The sequence below is a fragment of the uncultured Parabacteroides sp. genome (assembly GCF_902493135.1).
Lineage (GTDB): Bacteria > Bacteroidota > Bacteroidia > Bacteroidales > Tannerellaceae > Parabacteroides.
Map to the genome: position 1 here is coordinate 47,162 of NZ_CABUOD010000011.1, position 23,470 is coordinate 70,631.

General features: G+C 50.4%; 18 protein-coding genes. 8 read left to right on the plus strand and 10 right to left on the minus strand.

Annotated elements, in window-relative coordinates:
- Window positions 1-253: 253 nt before the first annotated feature.
- The 4 genes from RDN79_RS07050 to fmt are packed head-to-tail and all read left to right on the plus strand — an operon-like array spanning window position 254 to window position 5,051.
- On the plus strand, window positions 254-814 hold the full coding sequence (locus RDN79_RS07050) for an L-threonylcarbamoyladenylate synthase (protein WP_298548461.1): 561 nt from the start codon (window positions 254-256) through the stop codon (window positions 812-814).
- A 2-nt stretch (window positions 815-816) separates the two neighbouring features.
- Window positions 817-2,217: a sugar transferase gene (locus RDN79_RS07055; protein ID WP_298548457.1), complete on the plus strand. Its 1,401-nt coding sequence runs from the start codon at window positions 817-819 to the stop codon at window positions 2,215-2,217.
- 47 nt (window positions 2,218-2,264) lie between these two features.
- Window positions 2,265-4,073 (plus strand): chloride channel protein, encoded by a 1,809-nt coding sequence (locus RDN79_RS07060; protein WP_298548455.1) that lies wholly within the window; start codon window positions 2,265-2,267, stop codon window positions 4,071-4,073.
- Window positions 4,074-4,076: 3 nt separating this feature from the next.
- Complete coding sequence (fmt, locus tag RDN79_RS07065) at window positions 4,077-5,051, plus strand: methionyl-tRNA formyltransferase (RefSeq protein WP_298548452.1); 975 nt, start codon at window positions 4,077-4,079, stop codon at window positions 5,049-5,051.
- A 121-nt stretch (window positions 5,052-5,172) separates the two neighbouring features.
- Here the strand turns inward: fmt and RDN79_RS07070 are convergent, their stop codons facing one another.
- The 5 genes from RDN79_RS07070 to RDN79_RS07090 form a co-directional block, all read right to left on the minus strand.
- On the minus strand, window positions 5,173-8,295 hold the full coding sequence (locus RDN79_RS07070) for an efflux RND transporter permease subunit (protein WP_298548451.1): 3,123 nt from the start codon (window positions 8,293-8,295) through the stop codon (window positions 5,173-5,175).
- Between the two features lie 6 nt (window positions 8,296-8,301).
- Window positions 8,302-9,417, minus strand: coding sequence for an efflux RND transporter periplasmic adaptor subunit (locus tag RDN79_RS07075; RefSeq protein ID WP_298548447.1), 1,116 nt, complete (start codon window positions 9,415-9,417; stop codon window positions 8,302-8,304).
- Window positions 9,418-9,450: 33 nt separating this feature from the next.
- Window positions 9,451-10,854, minus strand: coding sequence for an efflux transporter outer membrane subunit (locus tag RDN79_RS07080; protein WP_298548445.1), 1,404 nt, complete (start codon window positions 10,852-10,854; stop codon window positions 9,451-9,453).
- A 263-nt stretch (window positions 10,855-11,117) separates the two neighbouring features.
- A complete protein-coding gene (locus tag RDN79_RS07085; RefSeq protein ID WP_298548444.1) occupies window positions 11,118-12,470 on the minus strand; it encodes an MATE family efflux transporter in 1,353 nt (450 codons plus the stop codon).
- Window positions 12,471-12,498: 28 nt separating this feature from the next.
- Window positions 12,499-14,784, minus strand: coding sequence for an NADP-dependent malic enzyme (locus RDN79_RS07090; protein ID WP_298548441.1), 2,286 nt, complete (start codon window positions 14,782-14,784; stop codon window positions 12,499-12,501).
- Window positions 14,785-14,956: 172 nt separating this feature from the next.
- On the opposite strand from RDN79_RS07090, the gene RDN79_RS07095 reads away from it, so the two are divergent.
- Together RDN79_RS07095 and RDN79_RS07100 are read left to right on the plus strand one after the other, a co-directional pair.
- Window positions 14,957-15,310, plus strand: coding sequence for a hypothetical protein (locus tag RDN79_RS07095; protein ID WP_298548438.1), 354 nt, complete (start codon window positions 14,957-14,959; stop codon window positions 15,308-15,310).
- A gap of 247 nt (window positions 15,311-15,557) precedes the next feature.
- The gene (locus RDN79_RS07100) at window positions 15,558-17,861 is read left to right on the plus strand and encodes a TonB-dependent receptor (protein ID WP_298548437.1); all 2,304 of its coding nucleotides are present in this window, start codon (window positions 15,558-15,560) and stop codon (window positions 17,859-17,861) included.
- Window positions 17,862-18,036: 175 nt separating this feature from the next.
- On the opposite strand, the gene RDN79_RS07105 is transcribed toward RDN79_RS07100, so the two are convergent.
- The 5 genes from RDN79_RS07105 to RDN79_RS07125 all read right to left on the minus strand — a co-directional run bounded on the left by RDN79_RS07105 (window position 18,037) and on the right by RDN79_RS07125 (window position 21,950).
- Entirely contained in the window at window positions 18,037-18,357 is a 321-nt protein-coding gene (locus RDN79_RS07105) for a type II toxin-antitoxin system RelE/ParE family toxin (RefSeq protein WP_298548435.1), read from the minus strand.
- Entirely contained in the window at window positions 18,345-18,647 is a 303-nt protein-coding gene (locus RDN79_RS07110) for a hypothetical protein (RefSeq protein ID WP_298548433.1), read from the minus strand. The genes RDN79_RS07105 and RDN79_RS07110 overlap by 13 nt, the downstream gene beginning before the upstream one ends.
- Window positions 18,648-18,903: 256 nt before the next feature.
- Window positions 18,904-19,500 carry a ribosome biogenesis GTP-binding protein YihA/YsxC gene (gene yihA, locus RDN79_RS07115; protein ID WP_298548431.1) on the minus strand — a complete coding sequence of 199 codons (597 nt, stop codon included), beginning with the start codon at window positions 19,498-19,500 and terminating at the stop codon, window positions 18,904-18,906.
- A gap of 29 nt (window positions 19,501-19,529) precedes the next feature.
- Complete coding sequence (locus RDN79_RS07120; RefSeq protein ID WP_298548429.1) at window positions 19,530-21,011, minus strand: sodium:solute symporter; 1,482 nt, start codon at window positions 21,009-21,011, stop codon at window positions 19,530-19,532.
- Window positions 21,012-21,047: 36 nt separating this feature from the next.
- The gene (locus RDN79_RS07125) at window positions 21,048-21,950 is read right to left on the minus strand and encodes an AraC family transcriptional regulator (RefSeq protein WP_298548427.1); all 903 of its coding nucleotides are present in this window, start codon (window positions 21,948-21,950) and stop codon (window positions 21,048-21,050) included.
- A gap of 167 nt (window positions 21,951-22,117) precedes the next feature.
- Between RDN79_RS07125 and RDN79_RS07130 the strand changes: the two genes are divergently transcribed.
- Window positions 22,118-22,333, plus strand: a complete 216-nt coding sequence (locus RDN79_RS07130; protein ID WP_298548424.1) for a hypothetical protein — start codon at window positions 22,118-22,120, stop codon at window positions 22,331-22,333.
- A 105-nt stretch (window positions 22,334-22,438) separates the two neighbouring features.
- Window positions 22,439-23,257 (plus strand): carboxymuconolactone decarboxylase family protein, encoded by an 819-nt coding sequence (locus RDN79_RS07135; RefSeq protein WP_298548421.1) that lies wholly within the window; start codon window positions 22,439-22,441, stop codon window positions 23,255-23,257.
- The last annotated feature ends 213 nt before the right edge of the window (window positions 23,258-23,470 follow it).

The window sequence follows — 23,470 nt, forward strand, 5'->3', positions numbered from 1 at the left end:
ATTTCCGGGGAATTTGCCCTCGTCTCTTCGGCATGGTAATCGATCTCTCTCCTCTTGAATCCGCAATCGGATGCAAGTGTAATTTGTTTTCGACAATGTCGTGTATATAAATGACGTTGTCAAGAATATATCCGGCATTGTCGAAAACATCTTTGACAATGTCGTGCATAAATTACATCGGCATTTAATTTTTATTTCATTTGTTTCCAAGTCCGCGAATCATTTGTACATTTGTGACATTATTTAAAAAACGATGACAGAAGATATTCAAAAAGCCTGCGAGATCATGCAGGCGGGAGGCATAATACTCTATCCTACAGATACGATCTGGGGGATCGGTTGTGATGCGACCAACGAGAAAGCCGTACAGAAAGTGTACGCGCTGAAAAAGAGAATGGACAATAAGGCTATGCTGGTATTGACCGACAGTTCGGCAAAACTGAGCATGTACGTGTCGGATATGCCCGATATAGCCTGGGATCTGATCGAGGTGGCCGATAAACCGCTCACGATTATCTATCCTCATGCGAAGAACCTGGCGGGCAATCTCTTGGGTGAAGACGGAAGTGTCGGTATCCGGGTGACGAACGAAGAGTTTTCCCGTAGACTGTGCGAACGTTTCCGCAAGCCGTTGGTCTCTACCTCTGCGAATGTGAGCGGCGAACCTTCTCCGGGCAATTTCAGCGAGGTCTCGGACAGCATTAAGAACGGGGTCGATTATATTGTGAAATATCGCCAGGACGATATGGGCAAGGCCAAGCCTTCCAATATCATCAAATTAGGAGACGGTGGCGTTATCCAGGTAATCAGATAAAAATGAAGAAGAGCAAGCAGGCAGGTAAATATATATTGTCGGATTTCATATCGGCTTCGGTTGCGTGGTTGCTATTCAATATCCTTCGTTATGAGGTGTTTGCCATCAATGAGGGAGCGTATAGCCTGCTTGATTATTTGCAATATCCGGGTGTGGTTACCGGCCAGGTGGTGATTCCTTTTTTCTGGCTGGTGCTTTACTATTTTTCGGGATATTATAACAAGCCGTTCGGGAAGTCTCGCCTTACCGAACTTTTCTCGACATTCATTACCGTGCTGATCGGGACGGTTTTCGTCTTCTTTGTTTTGCTGCTCGACGATATTCCCCGTTCGATCAATATCTATTATAAACTGTTCTTCGGAATGCTCGGATTGCAGTTTTTCATTACCTATATCCCGCGTTTGCTGATTACGCAGAGCGGGGTAAGGAAAATAAAGAACCGGGAATGGGCGATGAACGTGCTGATTATCGGTGCGGGAGGGAAGGCCGTCCGTATCGCTCACGATTTGTATTGCCTGGGTTATGGCATTTGCGGGTTTGTCTCGGAAGACGAGAGGACGCCGGTCAAGGCCGATCGGAATCAGGTGCTGGGGACGGTGGAAGATATCCCGGTTTTGATGGAAAAGGAAAATGTGGATGAGATCGTCCTGGCCGTCGAGTCGGAGAATAACAAGGTGCTCCTGGGAGTGCTCTATTCGCTTTACCGGTATAAGCGTCCGATAAAAGTGCTGGCGGACCGGTTCAATATGCTTTCGAAAATCCAGCTCCGGACGATACGGGGGATCCCGTTGGTCGATGTGACGGATAACAACTTTTCACCGGCCGAACAGAACATAAAGCTTTTTCTTGATAAGGTCTGTTCGGCTGTTGCATTGCTGCTGCTTTCTCCTTTATTCGTCTATATGGCATGGCGGGTGAAGAAAGACTCTCCGGGACCTGTGTTTTTCCGCCAGGAACGGATCGGCTATCTCGGACAGCCGTTTTGGATGTACAAGTTCCGTACCATGTATGTCAATGCCGAAGAGAAGGGGCCGTCGCTCTCTTCGGAAGACGATCCGCGTGTAACGCCGTTCGGACGTATCATGCGGAAATACCGGCTGGACGAATTGCCGCAGTTCTGGAACGTGCTGAAAGGGGATATGTCGCTCGTCGGGCCGCGCCCCGAACGGAAATATTTTATCGACGAGATCGTGAAGGCGGCTCCCTACTATTACCTGTTGCACAATGTCCGTCCGGGCATTACCTCGTTGGGGATGGTGAAGTACGGCTATGCGGCAAGCGTGGACAAAATGGTGGAGCGCATGGAATATGATATATTGTATTACGAAAATATGTCGTTGACACTGGATCTGACAATCCTGATCTATACAGTTAAGACAGTACTTACAGGTAAAGGCGTTTGAGAAATTAAAAATTAAGAATTAAGAATTAAAAAATAGAGGTGTTGATTATGAAGGATAATTTTCAATTTTCAATTTTCAATTTTCAACTTTTCTATCGGTTCCTGTTGTGGCGGGACAAGCATATAAAAGAGAAGCATTTCATACTGATCGTCAGTTTTCTGGTCGGTATTTGTACGGCGACGGCAGCTATTATCCTGAAGTCGATCATTCATTTTATACAACATCTTCTGACCGGCAATTTCAATCAGGATGGGGCGAATTACCTGTATCTGCTTTATCCGGTGATCGGTATCCTGCTTGCCGGTTTGTTTGTGAAATATATCGTACGGGATGATATCAGCCACGGGGTGACGAAGATACTCTATGCCATTTCCCAGCGGAAGAGCCGCATCAAGCCTCATAATACCTGGACTTCCATTGTCGCCAGTTCCGTCACCATCGGTTTCGGCGGATCGGTCGGGGCGGAGGCGCCTATCGTGTTGACGGGGGCGGCGATCGGGTCCAACTTGGGCCGCCTGTTCCGCATGGAGCAAAAGACTTTGATGTTGCTGGTCGGCTGTGGAGCTGCCGGGGCGATTGCCGGTATTTTCAAAGCTCCGATTGCCGGGGTGGTGTTTGTGGTGGAAGTGCTGTTGCTGGACTTGACGATGACATCCGTACTGCCTTTGCTTATCACTTCGGTGACGGCCGCGACCGTTTCCTATATCTTTACGGGTACGGAAGCGATGTTCCCGTTTTCGCAGACTGAAGTGTTTGTGATCGAGCGTATTCCATACGTGTTGCTGCTCGGTGTCTTCTGTGGTCTGGTGTCACTCTATTTTACCAAGGTCATGAACCGGGTCGAGGGAATGTACCGGAACTTGAATAATTACTGGAAGAAATTCGTTGTCGGGGGGATCATGTTGAGTGTGCTGATCTTCATATTCCCGCCGCTCTACGGTGAAGGCTACGATACGATTTCGTCTTTGTTGAACGGGCAGTTTACCCATATCATGGATAAGAGTATGTTCTATAGCCTGAACGATACCTACTGGGGATTGCAGATCTTCCTTACGTTGATCCTGTTGTTTAAGGTTTTTGCTTCGAGTGCGACGAATGCAGGGGGCGGTTGCGGTGGTATATTTGCTCCCAGTTTGTATTTAGGATGCATTGCCGGATTCGTGTTTGCGCATGCGTCCAACTATTTCCCCTTTACGATGTATCTGTCGGAGAAAAACTTCGCCTTGTTGGGAATGGCGGGTATCATGTCCGGTGTCATGCATGCGCCGCTGACCGGCGTCTTCCTGATTGCCGAGCTGACCGGGGGATACGCCCTTTTCCTTCCGCTGATGATCGTATCCGTGAGTTCCTATATCACGATCAAGATGTTTCTTCCGCACAGTATCTATTCGATGCGCCTGGCCCAGAAAGGAGAGTTGCTTACCCATCATAAGGACCGTGCCGTGCTGACGTTGCTGAATACCGACAGTGTGATCGAGCGCGACTTCCTGACCGTCTCTCCCGAAATGTCCTTGGGAGATATGGTGAAGGTGATTGCCAAGAGCGGGCGAAATACGTTCCCCGTTATCGACGAACGGGGCATCCTGTTGGGGCTTGTTCTGTTGGACAATATCCGGAACATCATGTTCCGCCCTGAGTTATATAACCGGTTCCACGTCTCCAAGTTCATGGTTTCGGCGCCTGCCAAGATCCAGGTAGGGACGCCGATGGAGCAGATCATGCGTATCTTTGACGATACGAAGGCCTGGAACTTGCCGGTTGTAGACGAGGAAGGGCGGTATATCGGCTTTATGTCCAAATCGAAGATATTTAATTCATACCGCGAAGTGCTGGTTGAAAACTTTTCAGGAGATTAAAAAATGAAGAAAGAAGATTTACGAATCGTTTATATGGGCACTCCCGATTTTGCGGTGGAGAGCCTGCGTGCCTTGGTTGAAGGCGGATACAATATAGTAGGGGTGATTACGATGCCGGACAAGCCGGTCGGCCGTCATGGCAGCGTCTTACAGGCAAGCCCGGTGAAGCAATATGCCCTGTCGAAGGGATTGCCGGTACTCCAGCCCGAAAAGTTGAAAGATGAGGCTTTCCTTTCCGAGCTGCGGGCTTTGAAAGCGGACTTGCAGATCGTCGTCGCTTTCCGTATGCTGCCGGAGGTGGTCTGGAATATGCCACGTCTGGGAACGTTTAACCTCCATGCCTCTTTGCTTCCCCAATACAGGGGGGCGGCGCCTATCAACTGGGCGGTGATCAACGGAGATACGGAAACCGGTGCGACCACCTTTTTCCTGACTCACGAGATCGACACAGGCAAGATCATCCGCCAGAAGCATTTGCCCATAGCCGATACGGATGATGTGGGGATCGTCCATGACGGCTTGATGACGATGGGAGCCGGGCTGGTGCTGGAAACCGTCGATTTGCTGTTGGAAGGAAAAACAGATGCCGTCCCCCAGGAAGAATTCTATAAAGACCCTTCCGAACTCCGTCCCGCCCCGAAGATTTTCAAAGAAACTTGCCGTATCGACTGGCATCAGCCGGTGAAAAGGATTTATGACTTCATCCGCGGCCTGTCTCCTTATCCGGCTGCCTGGACTGAAATCGTTTCTCCGGAGGGCGTGCGCACCGCGCTGAAAATCTATCAGGCAGAGAAGCGCCCTGCCGCACATGAACTTCCCGTCGGAACCATCCGGACCGACCGTAAAAGCTATATCGATATCGCGGTGGAAGACGGGTACCTGCGCCTGTTGTCGGTTCAGTTGGCAGGTAAGAAACGTTTGTCTATAGCCGATTTTTTGAATGGCTTCAAGCAAATAGGGGAATATAAAGTCGATTGATAAAAGAAGGGAGATGTGTCGAAAGCCCCTTTGTTCCCGCGCTTGACGGCTATGCCCTCAATGTGGGAACAAAGGGTGAATTCGACCATCTCCCTCTGTTCGGTGTTACCTGTATCCCGGCTTATTTCTGTTTCCGGCTGAATTTGTCCAATACCTTTTCCTGGAATAATTGCATCAACTCGTAGAAGCTGGGGATAAACATCGTGGCAAAAATGGTGTTTACCGCCATGCCGAATACGACCGCCGCTCCTAAGGACAGACGGCTTCCCGCTCCGGCTCCTGTTGCAAACAGCAGAGGCATCACCCCTAAGACGAATGCGAATGAAGTCATCAGGATCGGACGCAGACGGACATGGCCGGCTTCGAGTGCGGATTCGCGTATCGGATTGCCGGCTTTATGGTAGTCACGGGCAAATTCGACAATCAGGATACCGTTCTTCGCAGAGAGGGCGATCAGCAGGATGATACCGATTTGCGTATAGATGCTGACCGGCACGCCCATGACGAAACAACCCAAAATGGCCCCTAACAGGGCGATCGGAAGTCCCATGATGGCGGCGATCGGGCTTGTCCAACTTTCATACTGGGCCGAAAGAACCAGGAAGGCGACCAAAAGAGCCATTGCAAAGACGAGCATGGTGGTCGAGCCTGCTTTCGTTTCCTGGTAAGCGACGGATGTCCATTCATATCCGAAATTATCGCCTAACTGCTCCTGTACGAGTTCTTCCATTGCCTGGATCGCTTCGCCGGAACTATATTTCGGATTGGCTATGCAGGTGATGGATGCCGACTTATACATATTGTACAGGTTGATCTGATCCAGTCCCAACTGCTCCTTCACCTCCGTAAAGGCGGAGAAAGGAACCATTTTGCCGGAATTGTTTTCGAGGCTCAGGTGCAACACGTCGTCTATAACCTTTTGAGCCTGGTCGTTGGCTTCGATCTTGACCTGGTAGATACGCCCGAACTCGACGAAATCGTTTACATAGGCGGCTCCCATATAGTAGCTTAGAGTCGCGAAAACTTGGTTGAGCTGAAGGCCGAGCAATTGCACCTTGTCGCGGTCGATTTCCAGTTTGTATTGAGGGACGTTGGCTTGGTACATGCTGGAAAGGCTGAGCAGTTGCGGTTTGCTCCGGTACGTGGCTTGCAATGTTTCGATGGCATGCTGCATCTCCGTCGGTCCCAGATTCTTACGGTCTTCCAATTGGAGTTGCAGGCCTCCCGAAGCTCCCAATCCGGGGATGGCAGGGGGGACCATGGCGAATATCTGTGCTTCCTGGATGCCGTAGGCTTCGCGGTTGAAACGGTTTACGACGGCCGAGGCGGTATGCTCTTTGCCTTTTCGTTCGTTCCAGTTTTTCAGGATCACGAAATAGGTCCCTGCGTTCGAGAGTTCGCCTCCTCCCATGATCGAGAAACCGTTTACCCCGATATAGGTCTTGATTTCGGGATAGCTGTCGAGGATCTTGTCGATCTGCTTTCCGACCGCTTCCGTACGGTTCAGGCTGGCTGCCGGCGGGAGCTGGGTGGATACCAGGAAATAGCCGTCATCCTCTTCCGGGATGAAAGTAGTCGGCCAGCGCATAAACATGACGATGGCAATGACCGTTATGATCCCGAATATCGCCATCGTGACAAACGGGCTTTTCAGCATGCGGCCGACAATGTCGTCATATATTTTCTGGGTTTTGCCGAACACCTTGTTGAAGGCTTTGAATACAAAGAATTTCGGTTCTTTGTTCGCTTGCAGGAACAGGGCGCACAGGGCCGGCGTAAGCGTCAGCGAGTTGAACCCGCTTAAGACGGTGGCGGCTGCGATTGTCAGGGCAAATTGTTTGTATAACTGGCCGGAGATACCGCTGATGAAGGTCGTCGGGATAAAGACCGCCAGCAACACCAGCACGACGCCTACGATCGGGCCGACAATTTCACCCATCGCTTCCGTCACGGCCTCACGGGCGGTATATTTCCCCGTATCCATCAGCCGCGACGAGTTTTCCACCACCACGATCGCATCATCCACCACGATCGCGATGGCCAGGATCAACCCGAACAAAGTCAACGTATTGATCGAGAAGCCCAAAGCCGACATGACCGCCAGTGTCCCGATCAGGGAGACGGGGATGGTGATACAGGGGATGATGACGGCACGGAAGTTCTGGAGGAACAGGAAGATGACCAGTATGACGAGGGCCGTCGTCTCCAGGAAAGTGACGAGCACTTCGTCGATGGAGGCATTGATTACCTGTGTCGTGTCCAGCGTCACATCATAGACGACTCCTTCCGGCAGGTTCGCAGCCAGCTGTTCCATTTTGGCCCGTACCCCTTTGGCCACTTCCAGCGAATTGGAACCGGGAAGCTGGTAAATGGCTATGGCGGCACTCGGCCGGCCTTTCAGTTTGGAGGTGACATTGTAGGAAGAACTGCCCAGTTCGATATGGGCGACATCCTTCAAGCGGAGTATCTTGCCGCCCTCTTCCGTACGGAGGATGATGTCTCCGAATTCTTCCGGAGTCGTCAGACGGCCTTTAACCGTCAGTGTGTACTGGAACGGGTTGTCCGCTTTGGCTATCGGTTGCCCGACGTAACCGGCCGAAACCTGTGTGTTCTGTGTCGAGATCGCCTGGAAGATCATATCCGGCGTGAGGTTGCGGATGCGCATGGCATTCGGGTCGAGCCATATACGCATGCTGTAGCTTCCGGCTCCCATGACACTGACGGAGCCGACACCCGGCAGACGCGTCAGCTCGTCCGTCATATTGAGGCTGGCGTAGTTGCTCAGGTACAGCCCGCTGTAAGTGGAGTCGCGGGCGCTTAGCGTCAGCATCATGACGATGTTGGACGACTGCTTCTTGGTCGTGATGCCTTGTACGATCACGGCTTCCGGCAGGCTGCTTTGTGCAATGCTGACACGGTTCTGCACCATGACGGTCGCCATGTCGATATCGGTCCCGACTGCGAACGTGATGGTAAGTGAATAGGCTCCGGAACTGGATGAATTGGAACTCATATAAAGCATTCCATCCACACCGTTTACCTGTTGTTCGATGGGCAATCCTACGGTCTGCGCCACGGTTTCCGCATCCGCACCCGGGTAGAAAGCCGATACCTGTACGGTCGGCGGCGTGATTTCCGGATATTGCGCGATGGGAAGTATGTGTAGCGTGACCAATCCGGCTACCACCAGGATCAGGGCGAGGACGGTAGCGAATATCGGTCTGTTTATGAAGAATTTTACCATAGCTATTTATTTTATAGGCTGAATACTCATACCATCCCTGACTTTCAGCAGGGCGGTTGTCACATACCGTTCGTCGGGGCGGATACCGCTGATGACCTGCCGGAGCGTATCGTCCACCAACTGCCCGGGTTCGATATGGCGGTATCGTACGACATTCGAGTCGTTCACGATATACAGGTATTTCCCCAACTGGTCGGTCCCGATAGAGGCGTCGCGCACGAGGACTGCGCCTTTCTGTTCGCTGTAGGGCAAGGTGATCGTAACATACAACCCGCTTTTCAACTCGCCGTCCTTGTTTTCGAGATTGGCACGGACGTTCAGCGTACCGGTCGACAGGTCGACGTTGGGAGAGAGGTAGTCGAGTGTCCCGGTATAACTTTGCCGTCCGTCCTGTCCGAGGCGTATGGAAACATGGGTAGGCATCTTGACGTTCGGATCGTTCTGGGCGGCAATCATTTTCATCCGCATGAACTGGTTGTCTTCGATATTGAAATTGGCGTACATGATGTCGTCTTTGTATAATGTAGCCAAAGTGACGGGTTGGACGGCACCGTTGATATAGTTGCCCACATCATAGCTTGCCCGGGTGACACGCCCGTCGTAGGGAGCCCGGATATAGCAATAGCCCAGATTGGTCCGGGCCGTTTTCAAAGCCGCTTCGGCGTTGCGTACGGATGCTTCCATTTCCGCAGCGGTCGATTCGGCCTGCAAGACCTGTATTTGGCTGACGGCTCCGCTCTTGGCCGCCTCTTTCATGCGTTCGTAATTACTACGGGCATATTCTACCTGGGCCTTTGCCGTGTTTAGCGCGGCTTCCGCCTGGGTGACATTGTTTTGGTAGACTTCCGGTTCGATCACGAATATCAGGTCGCCTTTCTTCACTTTGGCGCCCGGCACGAGTTGCGAGGATTGCAGATATCCGTTCACGCGTGCTACCAGGTTGACCATGCGGTCGGAACTCAAATAGCCCGGATAGTCTTTTGTCAGCGTGATATCTTGCACGACCGGCATCGCGACGCTTATGGAAGGAGCCGGCATCTCCGTCTGGTGACTTTTCTCTTTACACCCGGCAAGCAGGACGATGGACAATCCCATCATCCCTATTTTAATAGCAGTCTTCATCTCTCTTATTTTTTAATTCTTAATTTTTAATTTTTAATTCTCCATCTCCCAACCGCCTCCTAAAGCCTGGTAAAGCTGGATCAGGCTCAAGAGGGACGATCCTCTGGCTTGTGTCAGTTCGTTCTCGTAGGAGAGGAGAGAACGTTGTGCGTCCAGGACATTCTGGAAAGGTGTAAGTCCTTGTTTATAGAGGTCGAGCGAAAGTTCCAACGTTTGTTTCCCTTGGTTGACGACTTCCCGGAGCGCGACGATCTGCTTGATCGAGTTCTTATAGGAATTCATGGCATTGTCCACTTCCTGGACGGCAGTCAGTACATCCTGGTTGAATTGCCGGATCGACTCGTCGAGCTGGGCTTTAGCCAGCCGTGTCGCCTGTGCCAACTTCGTCCCCTGGAAGAAGTTCCAGGAGATAGCCGGGGCGATCTCGTAGGTCAAACTGTTATGGTTTACCAGTTTGTCCAAATCATGGGAAGCGAAGCCCACCGATCCTTTGACGAAAACCTTCGGCCACCAGTCTGATTTGGAGGCTCCGAGCGATGCGGCCTGTGCATTCACCAGGCGTTCGGCTGCCCGGATGTCCGGACGGCGTAGCAGCAGGTTGGCGGGAATGCCGATACCGACAGGCTCGATATATTCCGGCAGCGGTTTCCGCGTTTCCATGATTTTCCGTACGTCCCAGGGATAGAGTCCCATCAGTACGCCCAAAGCGTTCGTGTACTGGATGATCCCGGCTTCCAGCATGGGGAGGGAGGCTTTTGTGTCGTAGTAGACGGATAAGGCCTGTGCGACATCCAATTTCGAGACAAGCCCTGTCTCGTATCTTTTTTCCGTGATCTTGACGACCGCTTGTTGCGACAGGCAGTTCTTTTTGACGACTTCCACTTCCTGTTGCAGTTCCCGCAGGTTGATATAGGCGGATGCCACTTGTGCGCAGAGGGAGACCATCACGGCGTTATAGTCCTCTTTGGAAGCTGCAAAGTTCTCCTTTTGGGCCTTTACGCGGTTGCGGATGCTTCCGAACACATCGATCTCCCAGTTCATGGACAGGGCGGCGTCGCCGTATTGGGTCGTTGTCTGCGGCAGGCTGCTCGTATGGCCGCTGCTTTGTTGCCGGGTCCAGCCGGCAGCGAGTCCCAGGGTCGGCGAATAGCTGCCCTGTTGTATGCGCAGATTGGCTTTTGCCATAGCGATACGGTCTGCTGCCATCAGTACGGAGTAATTTTGCTTTACGGCTACTTCTATCAGCGAGTCCAGTGTGGGATCGTTGAAGTTTTTCCACCACTGGTCGTCTACCGGTAATGTCTGTTGAAAATCACTGTCGTTTTCCTGCCACGCTTCCGGTAATGCGTGATCCAGGTATTTGTGCTCTTTCTGTGCAGGCAACGTTATCGGCAAGGACAGGCAAAGCACAGCATAACACCATGTACGTATATGCATAACTTTTTTGTTTAGATTTAGCCATTAAAGAACAGACTTGCCGTATAATTGTTTGCCTCTTTTTATTTCTTTCTGTTTATTTTAATAGGTGGGATGCTTTGCTGCTTCGTTCCCTCCGTTCGCTGTCGCGTCTGAAACTCGCTTCGCTTGGGACAGCAGACGCTCCGTTCGCTCGCTGCGGTCTCTGCGCTTGACGCTCACCAGCTTAGGCAGGAGATAGAGCCTGACGGCAAAAGAGAGGCTGAGGGGGCTTCGGGGATTGCCTAATTCCCCTCAAGGCTCTTTTTCAGTTTCCGATAGACATATATGAATGCCGGGACGAGGAACAGGTCGGCTGCTATCCAGGCGGTCGGATCGCCATAGCAAACGGCCAAGAATCCGAATACCGGGACGGCATAGATACTGACCAGCGTGCGTGCGATCATTTCGGAAACTCCGGAAAGCATCGCCAGATTGGTGTACCCTGCGCCTTGTATGGTATAGCGCAGGATGCAGAGCAGTCCTAAGATCGGGAAGAAATAGCAGGAAACATGGAGGAAAAGCACCGTGTTCCCAAGTATTTCCGTTTCCGAAGCGTCGACGAACAACAGCGATATCTTGTCGGAGACCGACATCAGGATCGTAAATGTGAAGACGGCGTAGACCATCATCATCAGCGAGCTGGCCTTGATGCCCTGCCAGATGCGTTCGGGCTTTCCGGCTCCGTAGTTTTGTCCCGTATAGGTCGCCATCGCTATGCCTAAGCTCTCGAAGGCGCAGATAAAGAACATCTTGATTCGCATGGCGGCTGTGAAAGCGGCTACGCAAGCCGTTCCCAAGGCGTTATTGGCACTTTGGAGCAGGATGCTGCCGATCGCCGTAATGGAGAATTGAAGTCCCATAGGTACTCCGATATACAAAAGGTTTTTAGCCAGTGGAAAGCGGAATTTCCGGTCGTCGGCCGTCCCTTTCAGAATGGGGAAATGCTTGTACATATAGAAATAGCACAAAAGCGCCGACACGCCTTGCGAGACGACGGTGGCGATGCCGGCCCCTAACACGCCCCAGCCCAACACGAGGATGCAGAACAGGTCGAGCACGATGTTCAGCACGGTCGAGAACAGCAGGAACCAGAAAGGCGTTTTGCTGTCGCCGAGTGCGCGTATGATGCTGGACAGCAAGTTATAGAAGAACGTGCAGGGTACTCCTATAAACGTTACGAGCAGATAATAGTAAGCTCCGTGGAAAATAGTTTCCGGCGTCTGCATATTTCGCAGGATATCGGCGCAATATAGGCTGGTCAGAACCGCAATGACGACCGACATCAGGGTGGCCAGCTGTAAACTGACCGTCACGTACCGCCGCATTGTCTTGTAGTCCCTTGCCCCGAATTTCTGTGCCACCGGGATCCCGAACCCGCAACAGCACCCGTTGCAAAACCCTAAGATCAGAAACACGACGGAAGTGCTTGCCCCGATCGCCGCCAGATCATTGATCCCTAAGAATTTCCCGACGATGGCGGCATCGACAAGCGAGTAGGTTTGTTGCAATATATTTCCCAGCAACAGGGGAAAAGTGAAACTGAGAATAAGCGGCAGGGGAGCCCCTGCCGTCATTTCTTTGGTAGTAGTTGCCATAAATGTGATACCTAAACAATCCGGGGCGTTATTCCCCTTTCTCGATCTGTTCCTGTACGATCGCATCCACGACAGCGACAGTCGTCAGGTTCAGGATGTCGCGCGTAGAGCTTTCCACGTCGGTGAAGTGGATCGGCTTGTTCAAGCCCATCTGGATCGGGCCGATCGTTTCGCTGATGCCGAGAGTGTCGAGCAACTTGTAGGCACTGTTGGCGGAACTCAGGTTCGGGAAGATCAGCGTGTTGACATCCTTGCCTTTCAGTTTGTTGAACGGATACATCTCGTCGCGCAGCTTCTTGTCCAGAGCGAAGTTGACCTGCATTTCGCCGTCTACCATCATCTCCGGATAGCGCTTGTGCAGATAGTCGATCGCATCGTGGACTTTCAGCGGGCTGCCCTGCTTGTCGGAACCGAAGTTGGAGTATGACAACATCGCCATGACCGGTTCATGCGCGAAGAACTTCACGGCATCCTGGGTCAGGCGGGCGATATCGATCAATACTTCCGTCGACGGGTGGCGGTTGATCAGCGTGTCGGCGATGAAGAACGTGCCTTTCTTGCAAGTCAGGATATTCAGGGCGCCGAAATGCGTGTAAGACGGACGGATGCCGATGATCTGCTCAGCCATCTTGGTCACTTCGGAGTAGCGGCTGTAAACGCCTGTCACGAAAGCGTCGGCATCGCCTGTCGCGACCATCATCATACCGAAGGCGTTGCGGTCGACCATCTTTTCGCAAGCTTCCGAATAGGTGACACCTTCGCGGGCTTTCTTATCGGACAGGATCTTGGCATACCGGTGGCGGCGTTCCGTCTCGCGGTCGTGGCGAAGGTTGACGATTTCGATCCCTTCGAGGCTGATGTTTCCTTCCGCCGCGATCTTTGCCAGGCGTTCTTCGTTGCCTAAGAGGATAGGGATGCAGATACCTTCGGCTTTTGCTTCGGCAGCGGCTTTCAGCATATTGACATGGTTGGCTTCGGCAAATACCACCCGTTTCGGATTGGCCTTGGCCATATCGGTGAACGAGCGGAGCAGCTTGTTGTCATATCCCATCATTTCGCGCAAGTGGTTGGCATAACCTTCCCAGTCGGTGATCGTCCGGCGGGATACGCCCGATTCGATGGCTGCTTTGGCAACGGCACAGGAAACACGGGTCAGGAGGCGCGGGTCGAGCGCTTTCGGCAGGATGTAATCGCGTCCGAAAGTCGTCCGTTTCAGTTTGTAGGCTGCGTTCACCACGTCGGGAACCGGTTCTTTGGCAAGTCCGGCGATCGCGTAGACGGCCGCCAATTTCATCTCTTCGTTGATCGCTTTGGCATGCGTGTCCAATGCGCCGCGGAAGATATAAGGGAATCCCAATACATTGTTGATCTGGTTCGGATAGTCGGAACGGCCTGTGGCGAAAATGATATCGTCGCGTGAAGCCATTGCATCGGCATACGAGATTTCCGGATTCGGGTTGGCCAAAGCGAACACGATCGGGTTCGTGTTCATGGAGCGGACCATCTCCTTTGTCAGCACATTGGCGACCGATAATCCCAAGAACACGTCGGCTCCGACGACGGCTTCCGCCAATGTCTTGATGTCGCGGTCGGTGGCGAAGAATTTCTTGGATTCGTTCAGGTCCGTGCGATGCGTGGAGATAACGCCCTTGCTGTCGCACATGATGATGTTTTCCTTCTTTGCCCCCAACATTATATATAGTTTCGTGCAAGAGATGGAAGCGGCTCCGGCGCCGTTCACCACGATCTTCACGTCCTCGATCTTCTTCCCGGCGATCTCCAGCGCGTTGATCAAGCCTGCACCGGAGATAATGGCGGTCCCGTGCTGGTCGTCATGCATGACCGGAATATCCAGTTCTTCTTTCAGGCGTGTCTCGATCTTGAAACATTCGGGAGCTTTGATATCTTCGAGGTTGATGCCGCCGAAAGTGGGGGCGATGGCCTTTACGGTCTCGATAAACTTGTCGGGGTCTTTCTCGTTCACTTCGATGTCGAACACGTCGATACCGGCAAATATCTTGAACAACAGTCCTTTCCCTTCCATCACCGGTTTGCCGGCCAACGGGCCGATATCTCCTAATCCCAATACGGCTGTGCCGTTTGAAATGACCGCTACCAGGTTTCCTTTAGAAGTATATTTGTAAGCATCCAACGGATTCTTTTCAATTTCCAGGCAGGGTTCGGCAACGCCGGGCGAATAAGCCAGCGACAAATCCATCTGGGTACTATAGGGCTTGGTGGGAACGACTTCTATCTTTCCCGGCTTGCCTTGCGCATGATAGCGGAGTGCTTCTTCTTTCGTGATCTTAGCCATAGACTGTATAGTTTTTAATTTGTTGTTTTGTCTTTCGAAAATTGCGCACAAAAGTAACAAATTATTATGAATATGGCATCAAACGCTTACATTTAGTTGCTTGAATTTTGTGTATTTGCAGGTTTCGGCTATTTGTGTTATCTTCGTACCCTCGATTTGACAAGGACGGAATGTGAAACAGACGATCGCGAAATATATGAAATGGTTGCTGCCTGCACTTTTTATAGTGTACTACAGCAGCGTTTCTTTGTTTATGCACGTCCATGTCGAGCATGGCACGACGATAGTCCATTCGCACCCGTTCAGGAAGGCGGCAGACGGTACTTACCACCGTCACTCGTCTCTTGCGGAAATCCAGCTGTTCCATTTGCTGACGACTGTCCATGTGGAGGATGGGGCGATCCATTCGCTGCTTCTGCAATTTTATGCTACACCGAATTATAAGATAATCGAAAATCCGGTCTTTCCGGATCATCTGCTCCCTGTCTTGGGGAAACTGTTCCTTCGCGCTCCTCCCTTTGTCTGATCAAGATAGCATCTGCCGTTGGTAGGGAATCAAAAAAGTTTCACCTTTTGCGAGAGGGTGAAACAAAAGTTTCAGTTTGTTCCGTGCCGGTGAAAATTTATTTTCACTTGCGGGAAACTTTATTTTCACCGGCGTGAAACAAAAGTTCCATGCAAAGGAAACTGTTATTGCCTGCAAGCCTTTCTTGCGGCGGATGCACAGCCATGTGAATTTTTATGCAAGTCTTTATTTTATCAGAACAAACGAAATGAATAAGATTATTATACTTATACTATGCCTGTGCTGTGCCTTTACGGTCGCGCGGGCGGAGGAGGGTCCTGCCTTGAATCCATCGGACGCGAACATTGTCGGTCATGTGGTGGACCGGAAAACCGGCGAACATTTGTCTTTCATTACCATCTTCTTGAAAGGAACGACTATCGGGACTTCGACCGATGCCACGGGCCATTATTATCTGAAGAACCTGCCGGAAGGGAAGTTCACGGTCGTGATGAAGACGATGGGCTATAAAACCATCGAGACACCCGTAACGCTGAAAAAAGGGAAGACGCTGGAAATCAATTTCGAGGCGGAAGAAGAAGCCTTGTCTTTGGATGGAGTCGTGGTTTCGGCCAACCGGAACGAGACGACCCGGCGTATGGCTCCGTCGCTTGTGAACGTGCTGGATTCGAAAATGTTCGAGACGACGCATGCCACTTCGCTTGCCGACGGGCTGAACTTCCAGCCGGGCGTGCGGGTGGAAAACAATTGCCAGAACTGCGGTTTCCAGCAGGTGCGTATCAACGGGCTGGAAGGTCCGTACACGCAGATACTGGTGGACAGCCGTCCCATATTCAGTGCGCTGACGGGCGTGTACGGCCTCGAACAGATTCCGGCCAATATGATCGAGCGTGTCGAGATCATGCGCGGCGGCGGTTCCGCCCTTTTCGGTTCGTCGGCAATTGCGGGCACGATCAATATCATTACGAAAGAGCCTTTGCGCAACTCGGCCCAGATCGCCCATTCGCTGACGATGATCGGAGGAAGCCGCCCGGACAATAATACGACCTTGAATGCTTCCTTGGTGACGGACGACCACAAGGCCGGCGTCTATCTTTTCGGGCAGAGCCGCCATCGTTCGGCTTACGATCATGACGGGGACGGCTTTTCCGAACTTGGGCAGTTGGAAGCCCGGACGGTCGGTTTCCGTTCCTATCTGAAGACGAGCACCTATTCCAAACTGGGTTTCGAATACCATAATATAAGCGAGTACCGTCGTGGCGGCGACCAGATCCACCGGCCGCCTCATGAAGCGTGGGTGGCGGAACAGACGGACCACAGCATCAATGGCGGCGGCCTGAAGTTCGACCTGTTCTCCAAAGATTATAAACATCGCCTGAACGTCTATACTTCCGCGCAGCATACGAACCGGAAGAGTTATTACGGGACCAACCGGAATCCGGATGCGTACGGGCATACGACGGACATGACGGTTGTCGCCGGTTCGCAGTATTCCTATTCGGCCGATAAATGCTTGTTCATGCCGGCGGAGTTTACCGGCGGCATGGAATATAACTTCGACGAGCTGAAGGACGAGATGCTGGGGTATAACCGTATCGTGGACCAGACGGTCCATATCGGTAGTCTGTTCCTGCAGAACGAGTGGAAGAATGAGAAATGGAGTTTCCTGGTCGGCGGTCGTTTCGACAAGCATAACCTGATCGATCATCTGATCTTCAGTCCGCGTGCGAATGTCCGTTTCAATCCGACCGAAGACATCAATCTCCGTTTGTCCTATTCGAGCGGTTTCCGTGCCCCGCAGGCATTTGACGAGGACCTGCATGTGGCGGCCGTCGGTGGCGAAGTGGCGATCATCCGGCTTGCCGAGGACCTGAAAGAGGAGAAGTCCAGGAGCATCAGCGCTTCGGCGGATTTCTATCATCGTTTCGGTCCGGTCCAGTTGAACTTGTTGGTGGAAGGTTTCTATACGGATCTGAACGATGTGTTCTTCCTGCAAGAGAAAGGGCATGACGATCAGGGCAACCTGATTATGGAACGGCGCAATAAGGACGGCGCCCGCGTGATGGGGGTCAATTTGGAAGGAAAGATGGCGTATGCCTGGCTGCAACTTCAGGCGGGCGCCACCATCCAGCGCAGCCGTTACAAGGAGGCAGTGACCTGGAGCGAGACGAACCCGGATCTGCCGGCACAGAAAAAGATGTTCCGTACGCCGGATGTGTACGGTTATTTTACTTCCACCTTTACACCGGTCAAACGTCTGGCCGTTTCACTGACGGGGACCTATACGGGAACCATGTTGGTGCAACACCTGGCCGGCTATATTCCGGAGGACCGGGAGGTGCAGACGCCTGATTTCTTTGATCTGAACATGAAGGTCGCGTACGACTTCCCTTTGTATAAGTCGGTGACTTTGCAGTTGAACGCCGGCGTGCAAAACATATTCGAGGCTTATCAGAGCGATTTCGATCAGGGCAAGGACCGCGACTCCAAATATATCTACGGTCCCGGAACTCCGCGCAGTTATTTTGTGGGGTGTAAAATCAGCTATTAAGCCGTGGAAAAGGAAAGAAGGTGTGTCAAAATATAAAATAGAGCGCAGATGACACAGATTCAACAGATAACCGCAGATTTTTATTTTATTGATTTGCAATAATCAATCTGTGTGAATCAGTCTCATCTGTGTTATCTGTGCTCTAATATACAGATTAATGACACACCCCCTTTTTTTATTTCAATCGTTTGTCGATGTCTTCCGGGTTTTGGCTGTTTGGCCAGATATCGGCAATGTAGATTGTGTCTTTCTCTACATAATAGATAATCTTATGATTGCGGTGTTCAACGAAGGAACGATAGTTTTTCTTGTATGCCTTAAGTTCTGGTTCCTCTTTTCCCATATAAGGATTCTGTTCCAATAAAGCAACTACATCATTAATGCCTTGCACAAATTTACTTGCGGCAGAAAATCCCATTTTCTTTTTGTACCAGAGTGTAATGCTTTTATATTTTGCTAAGGCTTTGCGTTTCCAGTGTGTTTTCATTTGAGCCATTCTAATGACATTTTTTTCACATCTTCATGCTTATAATAAACTGGATCAGCTTCGGAGACTTTTAATCTTTCCATTTTCTCTTCATGCGTATAAGGGCGCATTGCATCCTCAATTTCTTCATCACTGATGAGATCGACATCTTTAAGATTCTTTTTCTCGATTTTAACTTGATGATGATCGTGGATAACCCTTTTGACATACTTTTTTACCCTGGCAAAGCTTTCATTGTCAAGGCTGGCAATTTGGTTGAACAGTTCGAGCCGTTCTCCTTGCAAATTCAATGTATTCATGTTTTTACTTATTTTGGTTTTTGTAATATTCGCAAATGTAGTTCTTTTCCGGCAGGAAAGAAATTATTTCATGGGAAATTGGCCGGTGGGACCGTTAAAGCGCAAAGATAGTAGTACGGTGGCTGGTCAACTGTACTCGGTGGGGTGTTGCCCCCTCGAAGCCGGTGCAGTCGTGCCGGCTTCGGTAAAGTTGTTGGCGATTCCCATACCACCCGTACCTCTTATCACCCCAAGTTGCGATCGAGCGTTCTGGCTTTTATAGACTTTTATTGATCTCGTCGATGTAATTAAGGATCTCATCCCTTCCTTCTTTCTTCTCGGAGGAGGAGAGGAGGATGGGAGGAAGTTCTTCCCATGATTCCAATAACTTCGCTTGGTAGGCTTTCAGGTTCTCCTGCAAGCGCCCTCTGCTGATTTTGTCGATCTTAATGAAGATGAGGGAAAAGGGGATTCCGTTTTCTCCAAGCCATTCCATAAATTCCAAGTCGATCTTTTGCGGTTCGTGACGGCAGTCGATCAGGACAAACAAGTTCGTGAGCTGTTCACGTTCCAGGATATAGTCTTCGATGATCCGCTGGATATTTTCGCGTCCCTCTTTTCCCCGCTGGGCGAAACCATAGCCGGGGAGATCGACCAGATACCATTGCCCGTTGATAAGGAAATGATTGATAAGCATCGTCTTTCCCGGTTTCTGGGAGGTCATGGCAAGCCCCTTTTTGCCGGTCAGCATATTGATAAGGGAGGATTTGCCAACATTGCTTCGCCCGATAAAAGCGTATTCCGGCAGATCACCTGCGGGACATTTCTTTACGTTTGTGTTACTGATAACAAATTCTGCGCTTTTGATTTCCATTCTATCTGTTGTTTATTGATTTATACTCTTCAAACCGAATCCGGGCCTAAAGATAATTGAAATTTCCCATTTTTAATCGAACAAAGCCATAATCCCCAGAAAGTAATAGCTCCGTTCAGCATCAACATCTCGTAGCCGAAAACATATCCCGTATGCCGTTTCACCAAATAATCGGTCAGGAAACAGATCAAAGGGGACAGGATGCATATATAAGGAACAAATTTGTCACGGGGAAGTTTTTTCGTAAATAACCCGAACACAAAGAGGCCGAGCAGCGGACCGTATGTATAGGACGCGATCATGTAAATAGCATCGATCACACTCCGGCTATTGATGGCCTTGAACGCGAGTATGATGATGGCAAACAGGACGGAGATCATTAAATGGACCGCCAGGCGGGTACGTTTGGCGGATTGTGCCTTTTCTTTTTCGACCCCTAAAATATCGATGCAGAAAGAGGTCGTAAGGGCTGTCAAGGCGGAATCGGCACTGCTGAATGCCGCCGCGATGATGCCGATCGTGAAGAAGAGCAGGATCGAATGTCCCAATATGCCGGAGGTACAGAACATCGGGAGAATATCGTCGCTCAACGCGGGCAGTTCGATATGCTGCTGCGAGGCAAGCGTCAGCAGAAGGACGCCAAGCGAAAGAAACAGGAAATTGACCGGTGTGAAGGCAAAGCCATAGGTGTACATATTCTTTTGGGCGTCTTTCAGACTCTTGCAGGAAAGGTTTTTCTGCATCATGTCCTGATCGAGGCCGGTCATTACGATGGTGATGAAGATTCCGCTGAAGAACTGTTTCACGAAATGTTGCGTGCCGTGCCAGTCGCCGAACTCGAAGATGCGGAAGTGCGGACTGGCCTGCAAAGTCTGTACCATGCCTGCAAAATCCAGTTGCATCTTGTCTTTCACCTGCCAGATAATGACGACCAGCATGGCGACCAGGCATAATGCTTGCAGCGTGTCTGTCCAGATGATGGTTTTGATGCCGCTCCGATAGGTGTAGAGCCAGACCAGGAAAATACTGATAACGACCGTTACGGCGAACGGTATGTCCCAAGCGCTGAATACATAATGTTGCAGGATCAGCACGACCAAATAGAGCCGTGCCGCCGCCCCTACGATCTTGGACAGAAGGAAAAAGGAAGCCCCTGTTTTATAACTGCGCCGTCCGATCCGGTCATCCAGATACGAATAGATGGAGGTTAGCTGCAGCTTGTAATAAAGCGGCAACAACACTTTGGCAATCAGGATATATCCGAAAAAGAACCCTAAGACCGTCTGCATATAAGTCATGTCTATGCTGCGTACCATCCCCGGAACAGAAACGAATGTGACACCGGAAAGCGATGTCCCGACCATTCCGATCGATACGATGTACCAGGGAGATTTACGGTTGCCGAGGAAAAACGCTTCATTGCTCGAACTTTTCCGCCCCGTGATCCAGGCGATCAGCAGAAGGATTCCGAAATAGGCGGCTATGATAAAGAGGATGATATAGCTATTCATGACTTGTCGTTAATTTGCCGTAAAGATAAGGGTGATTTATGATTTGGACAAACGATCGCAATATTCGGAGGGAGTAAGCCCTTCCAGTTTCTTGAACATACGGCTGAGGTGTTGGGGATATTCGAATCCGAGCTCGTCGGCAACCTGCGTGATACTGGCTCCGGATGCGAGTTCGTTTTTCACCCGTTGGATGACATATTGGCGGATATAATTGCTTGCGGTATCACCTGTCGCCTTTTTGATCATATCTCCGAAATAGTTGGACGACATGCATAATTTGTCGGCACAGTATTGTACGGTCGGTATGCCGAGTGTCAACTGCTTCTTTTCTTCGAAATAATCTCTCAGCAAGGAGTCGAACTTCATGAGTATATCCGTGTTTTCCAGCTTTCGGGTAATGAATTGCCGGTTATAGAAGCGTTGGCAGAAGTTCAGAACCAATTCGATATATCCTACTATGATAGTGTCTTGTAGTTCATCGTGCCTTTTCTGAAGTTCATCCCTTATCTGTTGCATCAACGAAACGAATATGTCGTGTTCTTCGTCGGTCATGTGTAGGGCTTCATTGACACGGTAATCGAAAAAGGAATAGTCCTTTATGGTCTTTTCCAAAGGGGTGCCGTGCAGTATGTCGGGATGGAAAAGCAACGCCCACCCCGTCAGCATAACCTGTTCGCCGTTATCTTCCTTTCCTCCAATCTGACCGGGGGCCACGCAGATGACGGTTCCTTTCTTGTAATCGTATTTGCCGCACCCGTATGCCAGATCTATATCCGCTTCATCATGGAAGAAAATGCCATAGACACCATAATTGTTCAGGCTATGGCGGATGGGTGACACCTTTGCATAGTCGATGACACTGACCAGCGGATGCCGGTCTGCGTGTCCGAGATAGTGGCTGTAATCGCTCACGTTTCTTATTTTCAAAATCTTGCTCATAGCATCATGCGGGATTCGATAGATATGTACAAATATATATTATATCAAATGAATAAAATAATATTGATCCATTAAAATCAGTAAAAACGGTACAAACTCCCCACTTATCGTTACATCCGTTTTTTGCGTGGCATGGTAACTTTGCAATACTGAAAAAATAGAAAAAGATGAACGAACTAATAGACATTCCAACAGCATTGTATGACGATGAAGCCGTATGCTTCATTGCAGACCGCTATCATACCACCCCTCAGAAAGTAATGCGATGTTTTCTTGTGCAAGCCGGCTTGGTTCCCGATACGGAAGAGGAAGCCATTGCCTTTCATTTGGAAAACAACGAGATAGAAATATTGCGGGGATTGACTTATTGCAGTCATACATGAAATCAAAAATCGGCCTGGTGGGCTATCGAAAATAGAGGTTTATCCGGAGTATCTTGAAGAATATATAAGCCGAATCAATAATTTTATTCAATAAATGCAACGATTATGAATAGATTCTTTTTATTATTAATGTTCAGTATTTTAACATTCAACGTTATGGCACAGGAAAAAATAGTACAGACGGCAGGACGCGACCAGTTGGGAACGTTCGCCCCTAAATTTGCGGAACTCAACGACGACGTCCTCTTCGGCGAGGTATGGAGCCGCACCGACAAGCTCGGTCTGCGTGACCGCAGTTTAGTGACGATCACCTCTCTTATCAGTCAAGGTATAACGGACAATTCGCTCGTTTACCATCTTCAGTCTGCCAAGAAGAACGGCATCACCCGCACGGAGATTGCCGAGATCATTACCCATATCGCTTTCTATGCCGGTTGGCCTAAGGCGTGGGCTGCATTCAACCTCGCAAAAGGCGTGTGGGCCGAAGATACGGCCGGAGAAGATGCTAAAGCCGCTTTCCAGCGCGAGATGATCTTCTCCATTGGCGAACCTAATACGGCCTATGCGCAGTATTTCACCGGTAACAGTTACCTCGCGCCGGTTTCGCGCGAGCAGGTAAATATCTCCAATGTCACTTTCGAGCCGCGTTGCCGCAACAACTGGCATATCCATCGTGCAACGAGTGGCGGCGGACAAATGCTCATCGGCATAGCCGGTCGCGGCTGGTATCAGGAAGAGGGCAAGCCGGCGGTAGCGATTCTGCCTGGAACAGTCATCCATATCCCGGCAAATGTCAAGCATTGGCATGGTGCTGCCGCCGACAGTTGGTTCGCACATCTTGCGTTCGAGATTTCCGGCGAGAACACCTCCAACGAGTGGCTTGAACCGGTTACGGATGAAGAGTATGGCTTGATTCATCGGTAAAATATTCGTTTTCGTAGGAAAATTTGGGCTTTTTGTCTATTTTGTTTTGCGTATGTTATTAATTTCTTGTTCCTTTGTATCAGCTGGAGCTCGGGAGAGTCAAGGCAACCGGTTCAAAAGACCGGAGACAAATAGGTAAACACAATAAAGAAAAGGCTGCGATCTTCGGATACGCAGCCTTTTTGATTTATGATTTATGCGTCGGTGATAAAT